20 protein-coding genes and 3 tRNA genes are annotated in these 21770 nt (G+C 63.5%); 9 read left to right on the forward strand and 14 right to left on the reverse strand.

Annotation, left to right across the window (positions count from 1 at the left end):
• Positions 1-19 precede the first annotated feature (19 nt).
• The 3 genes from HWQ56_RS17545 to csrA all read left to right on the forward strand — a co-directional run bounded on the left by HWQ56_RS17545 (position 20) and on the right by csrA (position 3159).
• On the forward strand, positions 20-820 hold the full coding sequence (locus HWQ56_RS17545; protein WP_158158467.1) for a glucose 1-dehydrogenase: 801 nt from the start codon (positions 20-22) through the stop codon (positions 818-820).
• Positions 813-2636, forward strand: coding sequence for a glycoside hydrolase family 15 protein (locus tag HWQ56_RS17550; protein WP_176571305.1), 1824 nt, complete (start codon positions 813-815; stop codon positions 2634-2636). Before HWQ56_RS17545 ends, HWQ56_RS17550 begins: the two co-directional genes overlap by 8 nt.
• A gap of 325 nt (positions 2637-2961) precedes the next feature.
• A complete protein-coding gene (gene csrA, locus HWQ56_RS17555) occupies positions 2962-3159 on the forward strand; it encodes a carbon storage regulator CsrA (protein WP_027979421.1) in 198 nt (65 codons plus the stop codon).
• Positions 3160-3245: 86 nt separating this feature from the next.
• On the opposite strand, the gene HWQ56_RS17560 is transcribed toward csrA, so the two are convergent.
• The 12 genes from HWQ56_RS17560 to HWQ56_RS17615 all read right to left on the reverse strand — a co-directional run bounded on the left by HWQ56_RS17560 (position 3246) and on the right by HWQ56_RS17615 (position 14042).
• Positions 3246-5651 (reverse strand): hybrid sensor histidine kinase/response regulator, encoded by a 2406-nt coding sequence (locus HWQ56_RS17560; RefSeq protein WP_176571306.1) that lies wholly within the window; start codon positions 5649-5651, stop codon positions 3246-3248.
• A 34-nt stretch (positions 5652-5685) separates the two neighbouring features.
• On the reverse strand, positions 5686-6144 hold the full coding sequence (locus HWQ56_RS17565) for a response regulator (protein WP_158158470.1): 459 nt from the start codon (positions 6142-6144) through the stop codon (positions 5686-5688).
• Between the two features lie 17 nt (positions 6145-6161).
• Positions 6162-8480 (reverse strand): ATP-binding protein, encoded by a 2319-nt coding sequence (locus tag HWQ56_RS17570; protein WP_176571307.1) that lies wholly within the window; start codon positions 8478-8480, stop codon positions 6162-6164.
• Positions 8481-8657: 177 nt separating this feature from the next.
• A complete protein-coding gene (locus tag HWQ56_RS17575) occupies positions 8658-9398 on the reverse strand; it encodes a hypothetical protein (RefSeq protein ID WP_176571308.1) in 741 nt (246 codons plus the stop codon).
• Positions 9399-9531: 133 nt separating this feature from the next.
• Positions 9532-9765 carry a hypothetical protein gene (locus HWQ56_RS17580; RefSeq protein ID WP_158158473.1) on the reverse strand — a complete coding sequence of 78 codons (234 nt, stop codon included), beginning with the start codon at positions 9763-9765 and terminating at the stop codon, positions 9532-9534.
• A 161-nt stretch (positions 9766-9926) separates the two neighbouring features.
• Positions 9927-10013, reverse strand: a tRNA-Leu gene (locus tag HWQ56_RS17585).
• A 227-nt stretch (positions 10014-10240) separates the two neighbouring features.
• Positions 10241-10314, reverse strand: a tRNA-Cys gene (locus HWQ56_RS17590).
• A gap of 42 nt (positions 10315-10356) precedes the next feature.
• Positions 10357-10432 (reverse strand) — tRNA-Gly (locus tag HWQ56_RS17595).
• A 66-nt stretch (positions 10433-10498) separates the two neighbouring features.
• Positions 10499-11059: a CDP-diacylglycerol--glycerol-3-phosphate 3-phosphatidyltransferase gene (pgsA, locus tag HWQ56_RS17600; protein WP_158158999.1), complete on the reverse strand. Its 561-nt coding sequence runs from the start codon at positions 11057-11059 to the stop codon at positions 10499-10501.
• Between the two features lie 33 nt (positions 11060-11092).
• Entirely contained in the window at positions 11093-12916 is a 1824-nt protein-coding gene (gene uvrC, locus HWQ56_RS17605; RefSeq protein WP_176571309.1) for an excinuclease ABC subunit UvrC, read from the reverse strand.
• A 2-nt stretch (positions 12917-12918) separates the two neighbouring features.
• The gene (gene gacA / locus HWQ56_RS17610; RefSeq protein ID WP_176571310.1) at positions 12919-13506 is read right to left on the reverse strand and encodes a response regulator transcription factor GacA; all 588 of its coding nucleotides are present in this window, start codon (positions 13504-13506) and stop codon (positions 12919-12921) included.
• Between the two features lie 167 nt (positions 13507-13673).
• Positions 13674-14042 (reverse strand): helix-turn-helix domain-containing protein, encoded by a 369-nt coding sequence (locus HWQ56_RS17615; RefSeq protein ID WP_158157162.1) that lies wholly within the window; start codon positions 14040-14042, stop codon positions 13674-13676.
• An 81-nt stretch (positions 14043-14123) separates the two neighbouring features.
• Here HWQ56_RS17615 and HWQ56_RS17620 point away from each other — a divergent pair, with 81 nt between their 5' ends.
• Positions 14124-14336, forward strand: a complete 213-nt coding sequence (locus tag HWQ56_RS17620) for a DNA-binding protein (RefSeq protein ID WP_158157159.1) — start codon at positions 14124-14126, stop codon at positions 14334-14336.
• A 12-nt stretch (positions 14337-14348) separates the two neighbouring features.
• Here HWQ56_RS17620 and HWQ56_RS17625 read toward each other — a convergent pair whose 3' ends face one another.
• Positions 14349-14783 (reverse strand): GNAT family N-acetyltransferase, encoded by a 435-nt coding sequence (locus HWQ56_RS17625; protein WP_176571311.1) that lies wholly within the window; start codon positions 14781-14783, stop codon positions 14349-14351.
• Entirely contained in the window at positions 14773-15549 is a 777-nt protein-coding gene (locus HWQ56_RS17630) for a carbon-nitrogen hydrolase family protein (protein WP_176571312.1), read from the reverse strand. Before HWQ56_RS17630 ends, HWQ56_RS17625 begins: the two co-directional genes overlap by 11 nt.
• 613 nt (positions 15550-16162) lie before the next feature.
• Between HWQ56_RS17630 and HWQ56_RS17635 the strand changes: the two genes are divergently transcribed.
• From HWQ56_RS17635 to HWQ56_RS17655, 5 genes are all read left to right on the forward strand, one after another.
• Complete coding sequence (locus HWQ56_RS17635; protein ID WP_158157153.1) at positions 16163-17251, forward strand: 3-deoxy-7-phosphoheptulonate synthase; 1089 nt, start codon at positions 16163-16165, stop codon at positions 17249-17251.
• 184 nt (positions 17252-17435) lie between these two features.
• The gene (locus HWQ56_RS17640; protein WP_048370005.1) at positions 17436-17717 is read left to right on the forward strand and encodes a peptidylprolyl isomerase; all 282 of its coding nucleotides are present in this window, start codon (positions 17436-17438) and stop codon (positions 17715-17717) included.
• Positions 17718-17834: 117 nt separating this feature from the next.
• Entirely contained in the window at positions 17835-19682 is a 1848-nt protein-coding gene (locus HWQ56_RS17645) for an extracellular solute-binding protein (protein WP_176571313.1), read from the forward strand.
• On the forward strand, positions 19682-20743 hold the full coding sequence (locus HWQ56_RS17650; RefSeq protein ID WP_176571314.1) for a microcin C ABC transporter permease YejB: 1062 nt from the start codon (positions 19682-19684) through the stop codon (positions 20741-20743). The genes HWQ56_RS17645 and HWQ56_RS17650 overlap by 1 nt, the downstream gene beginning before the upstream one ends.
• Positions 20743-21765, forward strand: coding sequence for an ABC transporter permease (locus HWQ56_RS17655; RefSeq protein WP_176571315.1), 1023 nt, complete (start codon positions 20743-20745; stop codon positions 21763-21765). The genes HWQ56_RS17650 and HWQ56_RS17655 overlap by 1 nt, the downstream gene beginning before the upstream one ends.
• Positions 21766-21770 lie beyond the last annotated feature (5 nt).

Genomic DNA, 21770 nt, shown 5'->3' on the forward strand with positions numbered 1-21770 from the left:
CATTGCCCAGAGGCTGGCCATGCAGATATCCCTTCAACACCAGGTGGCGCTCGTCACCGGCGCCAGTTCCGGCCTGGGAGCCGGCGCGGCCGAGGCGCTGGCCGAGGCCGGCGCCGCCGTGGTGGTCAACTACAACCGCCATGCCGAACCGGCCGAGGCACTGGCCGAGCGCATTCGCGAAAACGGCGGCAAGGCCCTGGCCCTGCAGGCCGATGTGTCCCAGGAAGACCAGGTTGAGGCGCTGTTTGCGCGCACGGTGGAAACCTTCGGTGCCCTGGATATTTTGCTGGCCAATTCCGGCCTGCAGAAGGACGCCGCCACGGTGGACATGACCCTGGCCGACTGGAACCAGGTGCTGCAGGTCAACCTCACGGGCCAGTTCCTGTGCGCCCGCGCGGCGCTGCGCCAATTCATCAAACAGGGGCCGCGCCCGTGGGTTTCCCGCGCACAGGGCAAGATCATCCACATGAGTTCGGTGCACCAGCTGATTCCCTGGGCCGGGCACGCCAACTATGCCGCGTCCAAGGGCGCCATTGACTTGCTGATGCGCAGCATTGCCCAGGAGGTCGGTGGCCAGGGTATCCGCGTCAACGCCATCGCCCCCGGCGCGATCAAGACCGCCATCAACCAGGACACCACACAAGGCGAAAAAGGCCAGCGCCTGCTGGAGCTGATTCCCCAAGGCCGCCTGGGCGAGGTCCAGGACATCGCCAATGCGGTGGTGTGGCTGGCTTCCGATGCTTCTGACTATATCCACGGCACCACCCTGTTCATCGACGGCGGCATGAGCCTTTACCCAGGATTCAAAGACAATGGCTGAACACGCACGAAGCAGTACCCAAAGCCCGATCGAAGCCCACGGCATCATCGGCGACATGCGCAGTGCTGCCCTGGTGGCCGATACCGGGGCGGTGGACTTTTTCTGCTGGCCGGACTTCGACAGCCCGTCCATCTTCACTGCTCTGCTCGATACCCCCGAAGCCGGTGTGTTCGAGCTGGCACCGGTACTACCGCATGCCCGTCGGCAGCAGATCTACCTGCCAGACAGCAACATTCTGCAAACCCGCTGGATCGATACCGGTTCGGTGGTCGAGGTCACCGACCTGATGCCCATTGGCGAGAGCCCTGACGACATGCCTCGGCTGGTTCGGCGCATTCGCGCGGTCAATGGCCAGGCGCAGGTGCGCATGCGGTGCCGGGTGCGCCACGATTACAACCGTGCCGCCACCCAGCCGCGCCTGGATGGCGAGCAGGTGTGCTTTGATGCCCAAGGGCAGCCCAGCCTGCGCCTGGCCTCGTGCCACACGCTGCACATCGATGAGCACGGCTGCGCCGTGGCCGACTTTACCCTGGCCGAAGGCCAGTGCGCTGAGTTCATCCTGGGCGCCGAGGACGACCCACTGGTACGCGCGGGCCAGAGCCAGCGCTGCTTCGAGCACACCCTCAAGTACTGGCGGGACTGGCTGGGCCAGTCCCATTACCAGGGACGCTGGCGGGAAATGGTGCACCGTTCCGCCTTGGCGCTCAAGCTGCTCACCTCGCGCAAGCACGGCGGCATCATCGCCGCGCCCACGTTCGGGCTGCCGGAGCAGGCCGGTGGCGGCCGCAACTGGGATTACCGCTACACCTGGATCCGCGACGCATCGTTCACCGTCTATGCCTTCATGCGCCTGGGCTTCAGCGAGGAAGCCAATGCTTATGTTCGCTGGGTACGCGAGCGCGTCAGCGACTGCTGCCAGGAGCGCGTGGACCTGCGCCTGATGTACGCCCTTGACGGCCGCCAGGAGTTGCCGGAAGAGGAGCTGTCGCACTTGGCCGGCCATGGCGGCGCCACCCCGGTGCGCGTCGGCAACGGCGCCTATACGCAAAACCAGCTGGATATCTACGGCGAGTTGCTGGACGCCGTGTACCTGGCCAACAAGTACGGCGAGGCCATTTCCCACGAGGGCTGGCGCAACGTCCAGGCCCTGGTGGATAAAGTCTGCGAGCGCTGGCACCACAAGGACGTGGGCATCTGGGAGATGCGTGGCAACGAACAGCATTTCCTGCACTCGCGACTGATGTGCTGGGTGGCCCTCGACCGCGCCCTGCGCTTGGCCAACAAACGCTCTTTGCCCGCGCCCTTCGCGCGCTGGGACGAAGTACGCCAGGCTATCCACGACGACATCTGGACCCACTTCTGGGACGACGAAGCCGGGCACTTCGTCCAGCACCTGGGCAGCCGCGAAGTGGACGGTGCATTGCTGTTGATGCCGCTGGTGCGCTTCGTGGGCGCCAGCGACCCGCGCTGGCTGGCCACCCTGGCCGCGATCGAGCGCGACCTGGTGCGCGACGGCATGGTATACCGCTACCGGGAGGCCGACGACGGCCTGGACGGCGAGGAAGGCGCGTTTACCGCGTGCAGCTTCTGGTACGTGGAATGCCTGGCCCGGGCGGGCCGTGTAGAAGAAGCGCATCTGGAATTCGAACAACTGTTGCGCTACGCCAACCCGCTGGGGCTATACGCCGAAGAGTTCGACCGCCAGGGCTGCCACCTGGGCAACACCCCCCAGGCGCTGTCGCACCTGGCGCTGATCAGCGCGGCGAGCTTTCTGGACAGGAAGTTGAGTGGGCAACGAACGTATTGGCAGCCTTGAGCAGGTGGAGGCCAGGGCGTTGGTTTACCCGCGCCCTTGAAACCATGCGCCGCACGCGCGGCGCATCCCGCTGGGACCGAATGAACATCGCCTGGCTTCCCCCTTCCATGAGTTTTTCTTTAGCGGCGATGAAGTTTTTCATTACAGGCAGGCGCAAACGCGCGGAAACAGCCATAATGGCAACCATCACATCCTGATACTTAATTGTTTCCTATTCTGAAAAGACCGGATCAAGGCAAGTTCGGGGAATTTAATCCGGTCCCGTGCGTCTCAATCCCGACCCGAAAGTCAAAAGTGGACTCACTGACCCAGCAAGGAGCAGCACATGCTGATACTCACCCGTAAAGTAGGCGAGACCATCGTCATCAACGACGACATCAAGATCACCATCCTTGGCGTCAAGGGGATGCAGGTTCGCATCGGTATCGATGCGCCGAAAGAAGTACAGGTACACCGCGAAGAGATCTACAAACGCATTCAGGCTGGCAGCCCTGCCCCCGAAAAAGAAGACCACAACCACTAAGGTCTCCGCGTTCCCGCCTTGCCGCCTGGGCCGCTGGCCCAGTCGCACGCTTGAGCCCGCCCTCACTCACCAGCGGCTGATGCCTGTCAGGGCAGCGGTTGCGAACCTTCCAGGTTGGACTGCGCCGCCAGTGCGTGCTCCAGTTTCTCGGCCAGTTCATCATCCCGAAAGGGCTTCTGCACCACCAGCGGCTCATGCCCGCGCAGGCCCTCCAGGTCCGCATACCCCGTGATGAACACTACGGGCAGATGAGGGTGGACGCCACGCGCCACCTGGGCCAGTTGCGCGCCGTTCATGCCCGGCATGGCATAGTCGGTCAGCAGCACGTCCACCTCTTCGCTCAACACGTCCAGCGCTGCCTGGCCACTGGCCGCTTCCAGCACGTTGTACCCCAGTCGGTCGAGCAACTGCGCGGTGACCGCGCGCACCTGATGGTCATCGTCCACCAGCAGTACCGTACGGTTGCCACCTTGCACCGGCTCGCGACGTACGGGCACGGGCGTCGAGCGCAGGGCAATGGCGTTGAGACTCGGCAAGTAGACGTCCACCGTGGTGCCCTGCCCAGCGGCCGTGGTGATGCCAACCCCGCCCCCGGACTGCTTGGCGAAGCCGAAGACCTGAGCCAGTCCCAGGCCGGAACCTTTGCCGATGTCCTTGGTGGTAAAGAACGGCTCGAAGGCCTTGGCCAGCACCGCCTCGCTCATGCCACTGCCTGTATCGCCGATGGACAGCACGACGTAGGCCCCGGGCTCCGGATCCTGTGGGTGCTGCGCAGGGCGCTCGACCACGGCGTTGCGGGTGGCCAGACGCAGGGTACCGCCGTTGGGCATCGCATCGCGGGCGTTGATGGCCAGGTTGAGGATGATCATCTCGGTCTGGGTGGGGTCGACCAGCGCGCTCCACAGGGCGTCATCGGTATGGGTCTGGATCCAGATACTGCCACCCAGGGTGCGCTGCAGCAGCTCGAACATGCCGAACACTGTGTCGTTGAGGTTGACCGGGATGGGTTCCAGCCGCTGGCGACGGGAAAACGCCAGCAGCTGCGCGGTGAGCTTGGCCCCCCGCTCACCGGCTTCGCGAATGTTGTGCAGGCGGCTCTGCACCTTTTCCATCACACCGCGCTCCACGTCGCGCGCCAGGAAGGTGGTGCTGGTGAGGATCACCGTCAGCAGGTTGTTGAAGTCGTGGGCCACGCCGGCCGTGAGCTGCCCCACGGCTTCCAGGCGCTGCATTTGCTGCAGCGTGGCCTCGATGCGTTCGCGCTCTTTAATCTGCTGGCGCAGCTGTTCATTGGTGGCGGCCAACTCATCCACCACCGCGCGTTCGCCGGTGATGTCGCGCACCGCGGCATACATCAGGCCATCGTCGGGCACGATGGTCCACGACAGCCAGCGGTAGTCACCGTCGGCATGGCGCATGCGGTTGACGAAACGGGTGGAAACATTGCCACTGGCGATGTTCTCGGTTTCGCGCACCGTGGCGCCGATATCATTGGGGTGCACCAGTTCCCATAGCTGCATCTGCCCCAGGGTTTGCCGGGACCAGCCCAACGTATCCTCCCAGGCGGGGTTGAGGGCGATGGGCGACATGTCGAAGCGCATCACTGCCAGCAATTCCCGGGACAGCTCCCAGGTACGGTCGCGCTCGCGGGTGCGCTTTTCCACCCGGTCGCCCAGCAACTCGTTGAGCCGCTGCAAGGCTTCGGTGGCCTGCTTCTGCTCGCTGACGTCCTGAATGACGCCGGTGACCCGCACGCACACCACGCCTTCGAAAAACGCACGGCCGCTGATGGCCAGCCACCGCTCGCCGCCATCGGGCATCACCGCCCGGTATTCCACCTGGTAGGTGCCGTTGCCCTCCGGCGACATGGCTTGGGCCATGGCCTCCTCCACCCGTGCGCGGTCGTCGGAGTGGCAGCGGGCCAGGAAATACTCGAGGTCGACCCCCACGTCCGGGCCTATCCCGTACAGGGCCCGGCAGCGCTCGTCCCATACCAATTGATCAGTGTGCGGCGTGAAGTCCCAGACCCCCATACGCGCCGCGTCGATCGCCAGGTGCGCGCGCACTTCCATCTGCTGCAGAGTCTGTTCGGCGCGTACACGCTCACGGCGCTCATGCACTTCCGCCAGCGCTCGCTTGACCGCCTTGGGCAGCAGGGTCAGGTTCTGCTTGAGCACGTAGTCGATCGCGCCCAGGCGCATCATCTCCACGGCGTTTTCTTCGCCGTACACTCCGGAGAGGAAAATGAAAGGGGTCTGCGGGGCAATTTCCCGGGCGCGTTGCAGCACCTGGGCCCCCGAAGAACCCGGCAGCAGGAAGTCGCAGAGAATCAGGTCGAACGTCTGGGTGCGCAGCACCTGTTCGGCGCCCTGGTGGTTGAATACCAGGGTCGACTCGATCACCAGGCCAGCCCGCTCCAGTGTCAGCAGGCACAGTTCGGCGTCACGCGGGCTGTCTTCGATCAGCAGTAGTTGCAGGGGCTTTGACAGCATACGCAGGTATCGATCTCGTTCAATTGGCCCGTTCTCAGGTAGGGCGACGTTGCAGGCGCAGCGAACCAGGCGGTGGCTCGTTGAGCACCGCCCAGAATACCCCGAGGTCGGAAATCGCCGCGACGAACTCCTTGAACTCCACGGGTTTGACCACGTACGCGTTGACACCCAGTTCATAGGCGCGCATCAGGTCGGGCTCTTCACGTGACGAGGTCAGCATGACGGTGGGAATACTGCGCAGCTCCGGCGACTCGCGCACCGCCTTGAGCACCTCCAGGCCATCGACCTTGGGTAGTTTGAGGTCCAGCAGCAAGACCGCCGGGTTGCCCTCCAGCCGTTGGGCGTGGGCGTTGCGGCGCAGCAGGTAATCCAGGGCCTCGGCGCCGTCACGCATGACGATCACTTCGTTGGCCAGCTGGCTGCGCTCGAGCGCAAGCAGCGTGAGTTCCAGGTCTCGTGGGTTGTCTTCCACCAGCAGGATGGGTTTGAGCATCGATAGCCTCGGTAAAATCATGCGGAATTGCGGGCCGGGTGGTGGGGCAAGGCGAAACTGAAGGTCGCCCCTTCGCCCAGGGCACCCTGGGCCCACACACGGCCGTCATGGCGTTCAATGATACGCCGGACGCTGGCCAAGCCAATGCCGGTACCTTCGAATTCTTCCATGCGATGCAAGCGTTGAAACACGCCGAACAGCTTGTCCACGTACTGCATGTCAAAGCCGACGCCGTTGTCACGAACATAGACCACGGTTTCGCCATTTTGCTCAGTGGCGCCTATCTCGATCACCGCAGGGTCGCTGTCCCGACTGTATTTGAGGGCATTGGAAATCAGGTTGCGCAGGGCAAGATGCAGGAACGCGGCATCGGCCAGCACCCGGGGCAGCGCCTGGACGTGCCACTGCACATCGCGGCCTTCGTAGTCAGGGATCATTTCCTGACGGATGGCGTCCACCAGCGCGCCCAGGTCGACATCGGACAAGCGCAGGGCGGAACGGCCCATCTGCGAGAAGCTCAGCAGGTTGTCCACCAGGCTGCCGGCGAATCGCGCCGACTCGCCGATGTGGTCGAGGAAGCGTTGGCCACGCTCCGATAGCTTCTCGCCCTCGAAGTCGCCCAATAGCTCGGCATAGCCGGCAATATGCCGCAACGGTGCCCGCAGGTCGTGAGACACGCTGTAGGAGAAAGCTTCGAGCTCCTTGTTGGAGCGCTTGAGTTCGCCCGCCAGCTGCGCCAGCTCCTCGGCCTTGCGCAACACGATGCCGAGCACCGCGGTGCGCAGCTCGGCCACCCCTTCGATTTCCAACGGGTCCCAAGGGCTGGAATAGCCTTTGACGGTTTCCTGCCAGCTGTCGAAACTGTGGCGTGGGTTGAGCGCGCCGCTGTCACTGATGCTTTTTTCCGGCTTGCCCGCCCAGTTCACACTGCGGGCCTGCTCGGGCTTGAACCAGATCAGGTAGTGGGAGTGGATTTCCGAGATGGCCACGGCCAGCACGCCACCCACCTGGGCAGCCAGGCCAGGCAACGACGGAATATCGCGGCCTACATTGTCGCTGTGAAAGACTTCATGGCCACCGCGCTCGGCCAGCCATTCGGTCAGGGCCTGCACCTGGGCTTCATCGGGGGTCTGGCCGACCAGGTCGCAGCTGGAGGCGGTAATGATCGCCGCGCCCTGGGCACGGGCAAAGCCGAGCAAGGTATCGCTCAGGGCCAACGCACCGTCACGCACGCTGTCACGGTCGGCCATGGCCGACAGCAGTTGCACGATCTGCTGGCGCACGCCCAGCAAGCGCTGATTGCGCACGTGCAACTCCATCGACTCGATTTGCAACGACAGCACGCTGCCCAGCAGCTCGCACGCCGTGCGGCTCTGGAACCGCACCGCCTTGGGTTCGGCATGGTGACAGGAGATCAAGCCCCACAGCCGCCCACCGACCACAATGGAAATCGACATGGACGCCAAGGTGCGCATGTTGCGCATGTATTGCAGATGAACCGGCGAGACGCTGCGCAACGCCGCGTGACTAAGGTCTAGCGGCCGCTCGGTCAAGGGGTTGAGAGCGGGCACCAGAGCCGCGGGCACGTAGTTGGCATCCTCGATCACACGGATGCGGTTGGCGCAGTACAGTGCGCGCGCCTGGGGCGGAATGTCTGCCGCAGGAAAGCACAGGCCCAGGTAGCTGGGGTAACCCGGGTCGGCCAGTTCGGCCAATACCAGGCCATCACCGGCTTCGTCGAAGCGGTAAGCCTTGACGCGGCCGAAGCCTGTGATGCGCTTCACCTCTGCCACCGCCTGGGCGCAGACCTGTTCAATGCTTTCGGCACCTTGCAGTTGGCCGATGAAGGTACGCACCAAAGGGTAAAGGTTGGCGTAGGCGGTCAGCACATCGCTGGCGGGCTCGAACTCGGCAATCAGCACACCGTCGAAACGGTGCACCATCAGCGCGATGGGCGGGCCCTGATAGTTGCCTACGGCGAAGCGCACATCCGCCACATGCATGGGCTTGTGTTCGTCGCTGGTGCGCTCGGCCAACAGCCGCGCCACCTGATCGCCGCCCAGCAGCAGCTCCGGCAGGCGTCGCCCCAGCCACTGTAGCGCCGCCTCGCCAAGCCAGCGGTGAATGTTCTCACTGGCCTGCAGCACCGCCAGACTGTCGGGGTCCAGAACCAGCATGAAACCGTGGGGCTGAATGCTGCCAGGCAAATGAATGGGCTCTTTCGCGCAATTGGCGGTGGCCTGAGCCAAAGCCGCTGAAATGTCGCCGGATGTCAAAGAAGATCTCCTTGTGCGTGCCCCGTTCTCTGCGCTGGAACGGGCACGTATCGTGGTCATCCGCTTGTTGTTAAACAGACACTCACGACTCAGACAGCACGATATCAAATTCTATCGCTGCAACTGCAAAAAAAGTGGCTTTTACATGGCACCAGGCCGGTAGCCGGCGATGGCGAAGTAGCCCCTGCAGGACCAGACGAAGCTCGGGCGGGGCCAGATGCACGGCGGCTTGGCGCCTCAGCGCCCCTGCGCGACCAGTTCCCTGCCGTAACCCAGCAGCCAGTTGCGCACCTGGGGCGTGGTGCCAGCCTTGTCTGCCAGGTGGTGGGTGTTGTTGGACACCCAGGTCAGCCGTGTGTAGCTGTTGCCGCTGGCATCACGCATGCCGTACATCATGCCCCGGTGCCCGGCCAGGTCGACATTGGCCAGTTCCTTGATGGTCGTCACCGCCACCCCCTTGAGCACCATGTCCTGCAACAGCAGATCACCGTCGGGGCAATGCAGGTAACGGCGCAAGCCATTGAGCCCGTTCTCAGTGTACACCCCCATTCGGTAGGACACCTGCACTTCGCATTGACGCGTCTGGCTCAGTCGTGGCGCGTCGTACATGCCCTGCGGGCTCGCCAGCTTGCGCGCCGGGCGCTCACGCTGCACCTGCACCAGGCGCGACACCATGCTGGCATTGTCGACGGTTTCGACATAAGTACTGGGCTTGCGCCGCTCACGCAGCCTGCGCTCGATCTGTGCCCGTTCTTCAGCCGAAGGCCCCGCCGCCGGCCCAGTGCTGGCCCGCAGCAAATGGGCGCTGGTCATGGCGTCTTCCAGGCGGTCCTGGTCCTTGAAGGGAATGTCGAAAATGGAAATCTCATGGTAGCCCTCGTTTGTCGAAGGGCGTTCCAACGTGGCGGCGTGGCCAGATAGCGCTACCACCGCGGTAGCGAGAAACAGCGTGCTGGCCAGGATTCTGGGTGAGGTCATGGTTTCAGTCCTTGAAACGCAAGGTTCCGCGCGACAGGCGGCAGGGGAACGTTATTTTTACTACAAAGAGGGTAGCCGGGAAATGGCCATGGCCTCATGACGTGAATCAATTCCCTGGCACCCACTGACGCCGCTAGCGCTCGCGATGCTCCTCAGGGCCTGCGCCCAGCGCGGCGGCAATCAGTTCATCGACCGCCGAGGCACACTGCACGCGGAATTGAGCCGGGTGCGTACACAGCTCCGGGCTGCCCAGTATCCCCAGCTTGGCGGCCTCGGCCACTGTGCCCAGGTCGATGCCCTGGGCCTTGAGCTGCTGAATGATGGCCAGCATCGCCACTTTTTGTTGCTCTGACGTCACTCTGTACATGGCCGACTCTCCTCAGCCCACATGATTGGGACTGGCAGGCGTTAGGCACAGAACAGAGGGCGCTGGTTCAGAATTTATCACGGCGCGGGGGGGACTTGCGCGTAGCGGAAAAAACAAAAAGGGCCTGCCGACGGTAACGTCTGGCAAGCCCTTGATTTGTTTGGTGCCCGGAGCCGGGGTCGAACCGGCACGTCCTTACGAACGGGGGATTTTAAGTCCCATGCGTCTACCAATTTCGCCATCCGGGCGGTAGCGCGATACAGCCTGAGTGCGAGGGATCTTACACCCCTGCCCCGCCTTCATACGGAACCCTAATAACGTTTAAACCGTTTTAGCGCACCAACAGCGAGCCGATGAATATATACACCCGTCCCTGAACAAGCAACAACGTTCAGGCACTTTCCCAGACAAAATATTTCATTGCCTGGAAATAAAAAAGCCCTGTAGATCAGTGATCTACAGGGCTTCGTTATAATGGAGGCCGAGGTCGGAATCGAACCGGCGTAGACGGATTTGCAATCCGGAGCATAACCACTTTGCTACTCGGCCTCAAATGTACAGCAACTTACAACCGCTGCTCCACATAAAAACTGGAGCGGGAAACGAGACTCGAACTCGCGACCCCGACCTTGGCAAGGTCGTGCTCTACCAACTGAGCTATTCCCGCGTCGTGTTGATGGGCGCCATTCTAGCGATTTAAAAATCGCCGTCAACCCCTTGATTCAAAAAAGTTTTATTTATTTTCAGTTTGGCTGTTCAGGTGCGGCCAGGCGGCACGCAGGTAGTGGGCCATGGACCACAGCGTCAGGCCAGCCGCGACCATCAGCAAGGTGTAGCCCAGCAGCACCCAGGCGTCGATCTGCGCGGGGTTGCCCAGCAGGATCACCAGGGCGAGCATTTGCGCCGCGGTTTTCCACTTGCCCATGCTGGACACGGCCACATGGGCACGCGCACCGATTTCGGCCATCCACTCGCGCAAGGCAGAGACGACGATTTCCCGGCCGATGATCACTGCCGCAGGCAGGGTCAGCCAGACGTTATGGTGCTCCTGCACCAGCAGCACCAGGGCCACGGCTACCATCAGCTTGTCGGCCACCGGGTCCAGGAAGGCGCCGAAGGGTGTGCTCTGCTCCAGGCGCCGGGCCAAATAGCCGTCCAGCCAGTCGGTGGCTGCGGCGATGGCGAAGACCGTGCTGGCCGCCGCATAGCTCCACGTATAGGGGAGGTAGAACAGCAGGATGAAAAACGGAATGAGCAGGACGCGCAGAACGGTAAGCAGGTTCGGGATATTCATCGGCACAACTGGCGGCTGGGTGAGTGGGGCATTCTACTCGCTGTGCAGGTTCGCATAAATCGACTCTGCGAGCTTTTTGCTGATCCCCGGGGCTTTGGCGATTTCGTCGATGCTTGCACGAGACAGCTCTTGCAGGCCACCAAAATGTTTCAATAAATCACGACGACGCTTGGGCCCTACCCCCGCCACCCCTTCCAGGGTGGAGGTGCGACGGGTTTTTCCACGCCGGGCGCGGTGGCCGGTGATGGCAAAGCGGTGAGCTTCGTCGCGGATCTGCTGGATCAGGTGCAACGCGGGGGAATCGCCCTTGAGGGTGAACTCATGGGCCACGTCATTGAGGTACAGGGTCTCGAAACCGGCCTTGCGGGTGGTGCCCTTGGCCACGCCCAGCAGGATCAGGTCGGGGATCGCCAGTTCCTGGAGCACGTCGCGGGCCATGTTCAACTGGCCCTTGCCGCCGTCCACCAGCAGCACGTCGGGCAGCTTGCCCTCGCCGTCCTTGATACGGCTGAAGCGCCGCGTCAGGGCCTGGTGCATGGCCGCGTAGTCGTCGCCGGCGGTGACGCCCTCGATGTTGTAGCGGCGATAGTCCGACTTGATCGGCCCCTCGGGGCCGAACACCACGCAGGACGCCACGGTGGCCTCGCCGCTGGAGTGACTGATGTCGTAGCATTCCAGGCGTTGAGGCGGCTCGTCCAGGTTGAGCACATCGGCCAGGGCCTCGAACCGCGCCGCCACATGTTGGCGGTTGGCCAGCCGCGCAGCCAGGGCTTGCTCGGCATTGGTGACGGCCAGTTGTTGCCAGCGTGCCCGGGTACCGCGCACCCGGTGGCTGACGCTCAACTCGCGGCCGCGCAGGGTGTCGATGGCGGCCACCAGGGCCTCGACATCCTCCGGCACCACGTTGACGATCAGTTCCGCCGGCAGGTCGCGCTCGCTGCTGGTGAGGTAATACTGGGCCAGGAACGCCGACATGACCTCGGCAACCTCTTCCTCGATACCCACCTGGGGAAAGAAATTCTTGCTGCCCAGCACCCGCCCGCCCCGCACGCTGATCAGGTGCACGCAAGCGCCGCCCGGGTTGACGAACGCGGCGACCACGTCCACATCGCCGCTGCCGCCTTCCATGTTCTGCTGGTCCTGCACCCGGCGCAGCAAGGCGATCTGGTCACGCAACAGCGCAGCGTTCTCGAAATCCAGGCCCATGGCGGCTTTTTCCATGCTCGCCGACAGTTCATCGGTGAGCTGGTGGCTGCGCCCCTCCAGGAACATGATGGAGTGACGCACGTCCTCGGCATATTCCTGCGGCTCCACCAGGCCCACGCACGGCGCCTTGCAGCGCTTGATCTGGTATTGCAGGCACGGGCGGGTGCGGTTCCTGTAGTAGCTGTCCTCGCACTGGCGCACGAAGAACGTCTTCTGCAGCAGGCTCAGGCTTTCGCGAATGGCGCCGGCACTGGGGTACGGCCCGAAATACTTGCCCTTGGCCTTCTTCGCCCCACGATGAATGCTCAGCCGTGGGAACGCACCGTCGGACAGGAACACGTAGGGGTAGGATTTGTCGTCGCGCAGCAGGATGTTGTACGGCGGCCGCCATTCCTTGATGAGCGTCTGCTCCAGCAGCAGCGCTTCGGTTTCGTTGCCGGTGATGGTGGTTTCCACCTGGGCGATTCGCCCGACCAGCGCAGCGGTCTTGGGCGCCAGGCCGGTCTTGCGAAAATAGCTGGCCAGGCGTTTCTTGAGGTTCTTGGCCTTGCCGACGTAAAGCAGGCGTGCCTCGCTGTCGAACATGCGGTAGACACCCGGGCGGGCGCTGCAGGTGGACAGGAAGGCAGAAGGTTCGAAGGGGGTTTCCATGTTCAAAGGCTGGCGTCGACCATACCGTGTCGCACGGCCAGCAAGGTGAGTTCGACGTCACTGGCGATCGACAACTTTTCAAAGATGCGGTAGCGGTAAGTATTCACCGTTTTGGGTGAAAGGCATAGCTTGTCGGAGATGATCTGCACTTTCTGGCAGTTGACGATCATCAGCGCGATCTGGATCTCACGTTCGGACAACAGGTCGAACGGCGAGTTCGTGGTCTGCGGCTGGAACGACTTGAGCGCCAGCTGCTGGGCGATCTGCGGGCTGATGTAGCGCTGGCCGGCGAACACCAGGCGAATGGCCTGGACCATTTCATCGAGCCCCGCCCCCTTGGTCAGGTAGCCAGCGGCACCGGCCTGGAGCAACCGGGTGGGGAACGGGTCTTCCTCACAGACAGTCACGGCCACCACCTTGATGTCCGGGTGCCTGCTGAGCAACTTGCGGGTCGCCTCAAGGCCGCCGATGCCGGGCATCTTGACGTCCATGAGCACCACGTCTGGCTTGAGGTCGCTGGTGAATTTCAGGGCGTCTTCACCCGATTCCGCCTGGCCGATGACCTGCAGCCCGTCGATGTCGGCCAACATCCGAGTGATGCCTGTACGTACCAGATCATGATCATCGACAACTAGGCCCTAATCAAGCAGACACCTCGTTCTTGGGCTTTGAAGGAATTGTTAGCCACCTTAGCAAAAAATCGGATCCGGAACCTAGCGCAAAGCGTCATGCACATGACGCCATGCGTCCGTTGCCATCATTTGGCGCGCGGCGAACCTCGTCGCGGCCGGGCGGAATAGTTGGCTGCCATCTCGGCCAGGCTGTTGGCCATCTGGCGGATGGCATCCTGGCCCTCCCGCGGCAGCACACGATAATGCCCCAGAACATGCTCCTCGGCCTGACTGAGGCGATCGGCGGGTATCGGCGTGCGCACCCCGGTCAGCACATACAGCACATCCACGCCCTGCGTCGCGACCTTGGCCAGGTAATTGGCCTTGGGCGTGCGCTCGCCACTCTCATACTTGCCCTGGGCGTTGGGCTCGACGCCGCCGATATCGCCGAACTCTTTTTGAGTCAGGCCGAGCCTGTCCCGTTCTTCCCGTAAACGCGAACCGATTCCAGTCATTTGAATGTATAATCCCTTATTAATCACCCATACGGGTGATATTTTTAACCACAATTACACCAAATAAAACGGACTTGAACTATGCACGGTATACGGACTGCCGCACAAGCCAGGGCCTGGCTCGACCAGCAGGGAAAATCAGTACAAGAATTTGCCAGGGAACACGGCGTGGACCCCGCCACCACCTACCAGGTGCTGTCGGGACGCAAGAAAGGCCGCCGCGGGGAATCGCACAAGGTGGCCGTCTTGTTGGGGATGAAGGAAGGAATAGTGCCCGACTACACCACAGGCTGACCGCACGGCCGATCAGTCGGCGCTGAGGCGCTCCATGCGCCAGAAGCACTCGTCTTCACCGACTTCGGCAAAGCCCTTGCGCACGTACAGGTGGCGTGCCGGGTTGGACTGGAACACCATCAGCCGCACCCGTGGCAGGCGCCTTTCGCGGGCCAGGTCCATGATGCGGTCCAGTGCCCAGCCACCGATACCCCGGTTGCGCGCCTCGGGCAGCAGGTGCAGTTCACGGATGAACAGCGCCTGCCGGTCAATGCTGAGGCTGAAGTACCCCTGGGCAATGCCGTCGGCCAGGATGATGAAATTGTCCCGCCACAGCCACGCCTGGTTGAACGCCTCCTCTTGCCACAACAAGCTGTAACGGCCGTAATAAGGCAGCATGGCCTGGCGCGTCAGGTTGCGGGAAAAATCCAGGTCGCCCTCGGTGGCGGCACGCAATTCAAGCCGCATCCGCCCCTCCCTCGGCCACCAGGCCTTCGACCCGAGCCTGCCAGCCCTCGCCCGTGCGCCGCGCTACCAGCAGCTGTTCACCGGCCCCGTTGACCGCCACCACCAAGCGCCCCTGGGCATCCCACAGCGCGCTGCGTCCAGCCGCCTGCCAGCCGCCGGTGGGCCCCCCGTGGTTGGCCAGCAGCACGGCCATGCCATGGGTGCGGGCATAGCCCTGAAGGATGTGACTGTCGGCCGGGTAGCCCGCCTCACCTATGAGCACGCTGGCGGCATACACAGTGGCCCCCGCCTCACGGGCCAGGCGCGCGTGCTCGGGGCGAGTGAAGTCGGCGCACACCGCCAGGGCGATGTGCTCGCCCCCCAGGTGCAGGGGCGCACCGCCGATGCCGGCGGCGAAAAAAACCTCTTCACCGCCGTGCAGGTGTTGCTTGGTATAGACCGTCTGGTCGCCATTGGCGTGCAGTACCAGCGCGCCTATCCGCACTTCCGTTTGGGTGGATTCGCGCAACGGCAAGCCGACCACCGTCGTCATGCCCAGTGTTCGCGCCCGATCGCGCAGCGGCTGCAGCAGCGGCGTAGCGGCGGGTTGCGCCAGCGCGGCCGCCAGGGTGGGCTCGTAACCGGTCAGCGACAGCTCCGGGAACAGCAGACATTGCACGCCATGGTGCGCGGCACGGTCCATGAACTGCAGGTGGCGGGCGATATTGGCGGCCAGGTCGCCGGCAATGGCGCAGGTCTGGGCGGCGGCGATGCACAGGGCGGTCATGAGATGTCCTGATCTCGAAATGATGAAATGAATGATGCCACAAACCTGACAGCGATCACTCACAGGGCCGCGGCATAAAACCGCAGATAACACTTGAACAGTGCGCAATCGCTGCAGTAAGCTCGGCGCATCTTGACGGAGACATCCATGTCCAACGCCCTTCACACTCAGGCTCAGCACACTGCCAGCGCACGTCGCTCGGTAGCGGTTGCGGCTGTGCGTTCGGCTGCCGTCGTTGCAGATTATTACTATGGGTATTGGTTTAGCCACTGGCGCGCCTGATACCCTTATCCGGCGGCCAGAACCCAAGGTCGCCCGGTTTGAGAAACTCCAAAACCCCCGGTCGGCCTCCCGACCGGGGGTTTTGTTTTTTTCGCCACCTGTTTTCCCTTTTTGCCATTTGCCACAGAGGATCGACCCCATGAACTACGCCACCTATTACCGCTACGACTATTGCACCGCCTGGCGATTTACCACCCTCCGTTCGGGACAGCTTGCCGCCTCCGACCGGTCGTGCCTGGGTGGCCATGCGCTAACACATACCAATAGTCGAACATCGCGATAGGGTTGCGCGTGCGCACAGGGTGCGCCGCCAACCCAGGGAAAATACTTCATGAACATCTCAATCAGTGCCCTGCCCCTTGCCACCACCGCTGCCCAGGCCCTGCCCCTGGCCCCTGCCGCGAATGCGCCGGCCCTTCAGCGCTTGCCCAGCACCGTCGAACTCAAGCAGCAACTGCCCCTGGCCCGCGAACTCAACCAACAGGTCAGCGGCCATCGCAACGCGATCCGCGCCATTCTCGAAGGCCGTGACCCACGCCTGCTGGTAGTGGTCGGCCCCTGCTCGCTGCACGACCCCGATTCTGCCCTGGAGTACGCTGAACGCCTGGCGACCCTGGCCACCGACGTGCAGGACCAACTGCTGCTGGTCATGCGCGCCTACGTGGAAAAGCCCCGCACCACCGTGGGTTGGAAAGGCCTGGCCTACGACCCCCGCATGGACGGTAGCGACGACATGGTCGGCGGCCTGAAACTGTCCCGCCAACTGATGCTGGAAATGCTGCACATGGGCCTGCCCCTGGCCACCGAATTGCTGCAGCCCATGGCGGCCGGCTACCTGGACGACCTGCTGAGCTGGGTCGCGGTGGGGGCGCGTACCACTGAATCGCAGATCCACCGGGAAATGGCCAGCGGCCTGAAGATGCCGGTAGGTTTCAAGAACGGCACCGACGGCGGCGTGGCCATCGCCTGTGACGCCATGCGCAGCGCCGCCCACCCGCACCGCCACTTCGGCGTGTCCGCCGAGGGCCACCCGGCCATCATCGAAACCGCTGGCAACCCCGACACCCACCTGGTACTGCGCGGCGGCCATCGCGGCCCCAACTACGACCATGACAGCGTCGCCCAGGTACACCAGGCACTGGGCAAGGCCGGCGTCTCGGCGCGCATCATGGTCGATTGCAGCCACGCCAACAGCGGCAAGAACCCGCTGAACCAGCCCAAGGTGTTCAATGACGTGTTGCAGCAGCGGCTGCTGGGGGACCGTTCACTGGTGGCGGCCATGCTGGAAAGCCACCTGTTCGAAGGCAGCCAGGCCATCGGCCCGGGCATGCGGTACGGGGTATCGGTGACCGATGGTTGCCTGGGCTGGGAGGATACCGAAGCGCTGTTGCGCGACGCGGCGTTCGCGCTGCGCGGTTGACAGTCCGGCTACCCATGGCTGCAGCAGTGGCCCGGGGCGCGTCGACGGTGTCGGCGGCGTGCCGGCTGCTGCGCGGTGTATGGGACGCGGCCGGTCCGCTGTCACGGTTGCCGGTTGAAGCACGCGACGCCACGCCGATTTTGCGTTAGGCTGCTTTCTTTCTGTTTTTCTGGAGTACTTTCCCATGGCCAAAGCCACTGCCCGTCACATCCTGGTGTCCTCGGAAGCCAAGTGCAACGAACTGAAAGCACAAATCGAAGGCGGCGCCGACTTCGCTGAAGTCGCCAAGGCCAACTCCAGCTGCCCGTCGAGCCGCCAAGGCGGCGACCTGGGTTCGTTCGGCCCTGGCCAGATGGTCAAGGAGTTCGACACCGTGGTGTTCAGCGCCCCGATCAACGTGGTGCAAGGCCCGGTCAAGACCCAGTTCGGCTACCACCTGCTGGAAGTGACCAGCCGCCAGGACTGATCCTGCCCGACCAACAGAAGGCCTGCGCTCGCGCAGGCCTTTTTGTTTGTGAACGGCGCCGCAGTTGGTGGTAGGGTTGTATGCGCCTGCAACCCCACCCTTTCAACAAGGCAGACAATGCGCTCGGTTTTCGCCCTTCTGTTCCTGACCGCCTACTGGCTGTTGCCCACCAGCGCTGTCGCGGCCGCGCAACATGCCCTGACAGTTTACGGCGAACCGCCGAAGTACCCTGCCACGTTTGACCATTTCGACTACGTCAACCCGGCGGCGCCCAAGGGTGGCAGCCTGCGACGCTCGGCGGTGGAAATCGGCCAGTTCGACCACTTGCTGCCTTATATAGACAAGGGCACGGGGGTCAGCCAGGTCGACGGCTTGCTGTATTCGCCGCTGGCGCTACGCTCCCTGGACGAACCCTACACCGTGTATGGCCTGATCGCGCAGAAAATGGAACTGGCCGACGATCATCTGTCCCTGCGCTTTTACCTCAACCCCAAGGCCACCTTCAGCGACGGCGTCGCCATTACCGCCGACGACGTGAAGTTCACCTTCAACCTGTTCATGACCCAGGGCAGCCTGCGCTTTCGCACCCAGTTCGCCGACGTGAAACAGGTAGTGGTGGAAGGCCCGCGGCAAGTGCGCTTCGATTTCAGCAGCACCGACAACCGCAGCCTGCCCCTGGACCTGGCCTCGCTGCCGGTGCTGCCCGAGCACTGGTGGAAAGACCATGACTTCGCCGCTGGCGGTGGCTTCGACGCGGCGCCCGGCAGTGGCCCCTATACCGTGGGCAAAATGGACAACGGCCGCAGCATCACCTTCCAGCGGGACCGGAACTGGTGGGCCAGAGACCTGCCCGTGACCCGCGGCCTGTACAACTTCGACCAGTTCGGCGTGGAGTTCTTCGGCGATACCGAAGTCGCCCGCCAGGTGCTGATGGGCGGCGCCTATGACTACAACCGCGAATTCTCCGCCACCGCCTACACCATCAAGTACAACAGCCCGCCCCTGGACGACGGTCGCCTGCAACGCGCGCACCTGGCCCCGCAAAGCCTGCAAGCAGCCCAGGGTTTCGTGTTCAACCTGCAACGGCCGGTGTTCCAGGACCGTCGCGTGCGCCAGGCCCTGGCCCTGCTGTGGGACTTCGAATGGACCAACCGCCAGCTGATGCGCAGCCTGTATATCCGCCAGCAGAGTTTCTTCGCCAACAGCCCGCTGGCGGCCCGGCAGCCGCCGGATGCCGCGGAGCTGAAGATCCTCGAACCCCTGCGCGGCAAGGTGCCCGACGAAGTGTTCGGCCCGGCCTTCGAAGCCCCGCGAACCGACGGCACGGGGTTCATCCGCGACAAGCAGCTGCAGGCCCTGGCCCTGCTGAAGGACGCTGGCTGGCGCCCGGAGGGTGACCGCCTGGTGAACGCCGCGGGCGAGCCCCTGAGTTTCACCTTCCTTAACGGCCAGGCCGGCCTGGAGAAACTCATTCTGCCCTGGAAGCGCACCCTGGCGCAGATCGGCATCGACCTGCAGATCCGCCGCATCGACCCTTCCCAGTACATCAACCGCCTGATGGCCCGCGACTACGACATGATCATCACCGGCTACCCGGTGTCCGCCTCGCCGGGCATGGAGCTGTACAACTATTTTGGTTCGGCCAGTGCCACCGACAGTGGTTCCAACAACTACATGGTGCTCAAGGACCCTGCCGTGGACAGCCTGATCAAGGGCCTGGTCAGCGCCCGCACCAAGGCCGACATGACTGAATACGCCCACGCCCTGGACCGGGTGCTGCAGTGGAACTACTACTGGATTCCCAACTATTACCCGCCAGGCACCTCAACGGTGTGGTGGAACCGCTTTGGCATTCCCGCGCACCCGGCGCCCAACGACGAGGCCCCTGAAACCTGGTGGCAGGTCAGCCCCACACCGCTCACCAATACCCAGATGGCCGACCTGCGCGCCAAGGAGGCCCATTGATGCTGGCCTATGCCCTGCGGCGCCTGCTGCTGATCGTGCCGACCCTGGTGATTATCCTGCTGGTCAATTTCGTCATCGTCCAGGCGGCCCCCGGCGGCCCCGTGGAACAGGCCATCGCCCGCCTGCAGGGCCTGGGCGGCGGCGCGGTGGGTGGCAGTGGTGGCGATTCGGTCCAGGGCGCTTCGCGGGCCAGCCGCGGCCTGGACCCCAAGCTGATCAAGGACATCGAGCGCCAGTACGGTTTCGATAAACCGGCCCACGAGCGCCTGTGGCTGATGCTGAAAAACTACGCCACCCTGGACTTTGGCAACAGCTTTTTCCGTGGCGCCAAGGTCACCGACCTGATCCTGGACAAGATGCCGGTGACCCTGTCGCTGGGCTTCTGGGCCACGCTGATCACCTACCTGGTGTCCATCCCCCTGGGCATTCGCAAGGCGGTGCACCACGGTAGCCATTTCGATATCTGGACCAGCACCGCCATCGTCATCGGCTACGCCATGCCCGCCTTCCTGTTCGCGATGCTGCTGATCGTGCTGTTCGCCGGCGGCACCGAGCTGAACTGGTTCCCGGTGCGCGGCCTGGTCTCGGAAAACTTCGCCCAGCTGTCGCCCCTGGGCAAGGTGGCCGACTACTTCTGGCACCTGGTGCTGCCGGTACTGTCGCTGGTGATCGGCGGCTTCGCCACCCTCACCATCCTGACCAAGAACTCGTTCCTCAACGAAATCACCCGCCAGTACGTGGTGACCGCGCGCGCCAAGGGCGTCAGTGAGCGGCGAGTGCTGTACGGCCACGTGTTTCGCAACGCTATCCTGCTGGTGGTGGCCGGCCTGCCCCAGGCGTTCATCAGCGTGTTCTTCGCCGGTTCCTTGCTGATCGAGGTGATCTTCTCCCTCGACGGCCTCGGCCGCCTGAGCTATGAGGCCGCCGTGGCCCGGGATTACCCGGTGGTGTTCGGCACCCTGTTCATCTTCACCCTGTTCGGCCTGCTGATAAAGCTGGTGGGCGACCTGTGCTACACCCTGGTGGACCCGCGCATCGACTTCGCCGCGAGGACTGCCTGATGAAGCATCTGTCACCGGTGTCCCGTCGGCGCTTGCAGCGCTTTCGCCAGAACCGCCGAGGCTGGTGGTCGCTGTGGCTGTTCCTGGCGCTGTTCGCCCTGAGCCTGGGTGGCGAACTGATCGCCAACGACAAACCCCTGGCCGTCAGCTACCACGGCCAGTGGTACTTCCCCGCGTTCAAGCGCTACACCGAGACCGAGTTCGGTGGCCTGCTGCCGTTCCAGCCCGACTACCGCAGTGACTATGTGCGCACACTGATCAGCGAGGGCGGCGGGCGCATGTATTTCGCCCCCATCCCGTTCAGTGCCGACACACCCAACTATGACCTCACCCAACCGGCCCCCAGCCCGCCCACCGCCAGCAACTGGCTGGGCACCGATGACCAGGGCCGCGATGTGCTGGCGCGGGTGATCTACGGTGCGCGGGTATCCATTCTGTTCGCCCTGGCGCTGACCTTGATCAGCTCGTTGATCGGCATCGTCGCCGGGGCGCTGCAGGGCTATTACGGCGGCTGGGTCGACCTGTTCGGCCAACGCCTGCTGGAAGTGTGGTCGGGGCTGCCGGTGCTGTACCTGCTGATCATCCTGTCGGGCTTCGTGGAGCCGAACTTCTGGTGGTTGCTGGGGATCATGGCACTGTTCTCCTGGCTCTCCCTGGTGGACGTGGTGCGCGCCGAATTCTTGCGCGGCCGCAACCTGGAGTACGTGAAGGCCGCCCGCGCCCTGGGCCTGAATGACGGCAAGATCATCCGCCGGCATATCCTGCCCAATGCCATGAACGCTACCCTGAGCTACTTGCCGTTCATCCTCACGGGCGCCATCTCCACCTTGACTGCCCTGGACTTCCTGGGCTTCGGCATGCCAGCGGGCAGCGCCTCGCTGGGCGAACTGATCGCCCAGGGCAAGGAAAACCTGCAGGCGCCGTGGCTGGGGTTCACGGCTTTCTTCACCTTGGCACTGGTGCTGTCGTTGCTGGTGTTCATCGGCGAGGCATTGCGCGATGCCTTCGACCCCCGCGCTTGAGGCCA

It is taken from the genome of Pseudomonas eucalypticola, from assembly GCF_013374995.1.
Classification (GTDB): Bacteria; Pseudomonadota; Gammaproteobacteria; order Pseudomonadales; family Pseudomonadaceae; genus Aquipseudomonas; species Aquipseudomonas eucalypticola.

What these genes read in the sequence shown, in the direction of transcription:
- HWQ56_RS17560 (WP_176571306.1), bottom strand. Translation starts at nt 5,651, where the DNA reads ATGCTGTCAAAGCCCCTGCAACTACTGCTGATCGAAGACAGCCCGCGT.
- HWQ56_RS17580 (WP_158158473.1), bottom strand. Translation starts at nt 9,765, where the DNA reads ATGTACAGAGTGACGTCAGAGCAACAAAAAGTGGCGATGCTGGCCATC.
- uvrC (WP_176571309.1), bottom strand. Translation starts at nt 12,916, where the DNA reads ATGGAAACCCCCTTCGAACCTTCTGCCTTCCTGTCCACCTGCAGCGCC.
- gacA (WP_176571310.1), bottom strand. Translation starts at nt 13,506, where the DNA reads ATGTTGGCCGACATCGACGGGCTGCAGGTCATCGGCCAGGCGGAATCG.
- HWQ56_RS17565 (WP_158158470.1), bottom strand. Translation starts at nt 6,144, where the DNA reads ATGCTCAAACCCATCCTGCTGGTGGAAGACAACCCACGAGACCTGGAA.
- HWQ56_RS17655 (WP_176571315.1), top strand. Translation starts at nt 20,743, where the DNA reads ATGAAGCATCTGTCACCGGTGTCCCGTCGGCGCTTGCAGCGCTTTCGC.
- HWQ56_RS17645 (WP_176571313.1), top strand. Translation starts at nt 17,835, where the DNA reads ATGCGCTCGGTTTTCGCCCTTCTGTTCCTGACCGCCTACTGGCTGTTG.
- HWQ56_RS17550 (WP_176571305.1), top strand. Translation starts at nt 813, where the DNA reads ATGGCTGAACACGCACGAAGCAGTACCCAAAGCCCGATCGAAGCCCAC.
- HWQ56_RS17635 (WP_158157153.1), top strand. Translation starts at nt 16,163, where the DNA reads ATGAACATCTCAATCAGTGCCCTGCCCCTTGCCACCACCGCTGCCCAG.
- pgsA (WP_158158999.1), bottom strand. Translation starts at nt 11,059, where the DNA reads ATGAATATCCCGAACCTGCTTACCGTTCTGCGCGTCCTGCTCATTCCG.
- HWQ56_RS17620 (WP_158157159.1), top strand. Translation starts at nt 14,124, where the DNA reads ATGCACGGTATACGGACTGCCGCACAAGCCAGGGCCTGGCTCGACCAG.
- HWQ56_RS17630 (WP_176571312.1), bottom strand. Translation starts at nt 15,549, where the DNA reads ATGACCGCCCTGTGCATCGCCGCCGCCCAGACCTGCGCCATTGCCGGC.
- HWQ56_RS17650 (WP_176571314.1), top strand. Translation starts at nt 19,682, where the DNA reads ATGCTGGCCTATGCCCTGCGGCGCCTGCTGCTGATCGTGCCGACCCTG.
- HWQ56_RS17640 (WP_048370005.1), top strand. Translation starts at nt 17,436, where the DNA reads ATGGCCAAAGCCACTGCCCGTCACATCCTGGTGTCCTCGGAAGCCAAG.
- HWQ56_RS17545 (WP_158158467.1), top strand. Translation starts at nt 20, where the DNA reads ATGCAGATATCCCTTCAACACCAGGTGGCGCTCGTCACCGGCGCCAGT.
- HWQ56_RS17575 (WP_176571308.1), bottom strand. Translation starts at nt 9,398, where the DNA reads ATGACCTCACCCAGAATCCTGGCCAGCACGCTGTTTCTCGCTACCGCG.
- HWQ56_RS17570 (WP_176571307.1), bottom strand. Translation starts at nt 8,480, where the DNA reads ATGACCACGATACGTGCCCGTTCCAGCGCAGAGAACGGGGCACGCACA.
- HWQ56_RS17615 (WP_158157162.1), bottom strand. Translation starts at nt 14,042, where the DNA reads ATGACTGGAATCGGTTCGCGTTTACGGGAAGAACGGGACAGGCTCGGC.
- csrA (WP_027979421.1), top strand. Translation starts at nt 2,962, where the DNA reads ATGCTGATACTCACCCGTAAAGTAGGCGAGACCATCGTCATCAACGAC.
- HWQ56_RS17625 (WP_176571311.1), bottom strand. Translation starts at nt 14,783, where the DNA reads ATGCGGCTTGAATTGCGTGCCGCCACCGAGGGCGACCTGGATTTTTCC.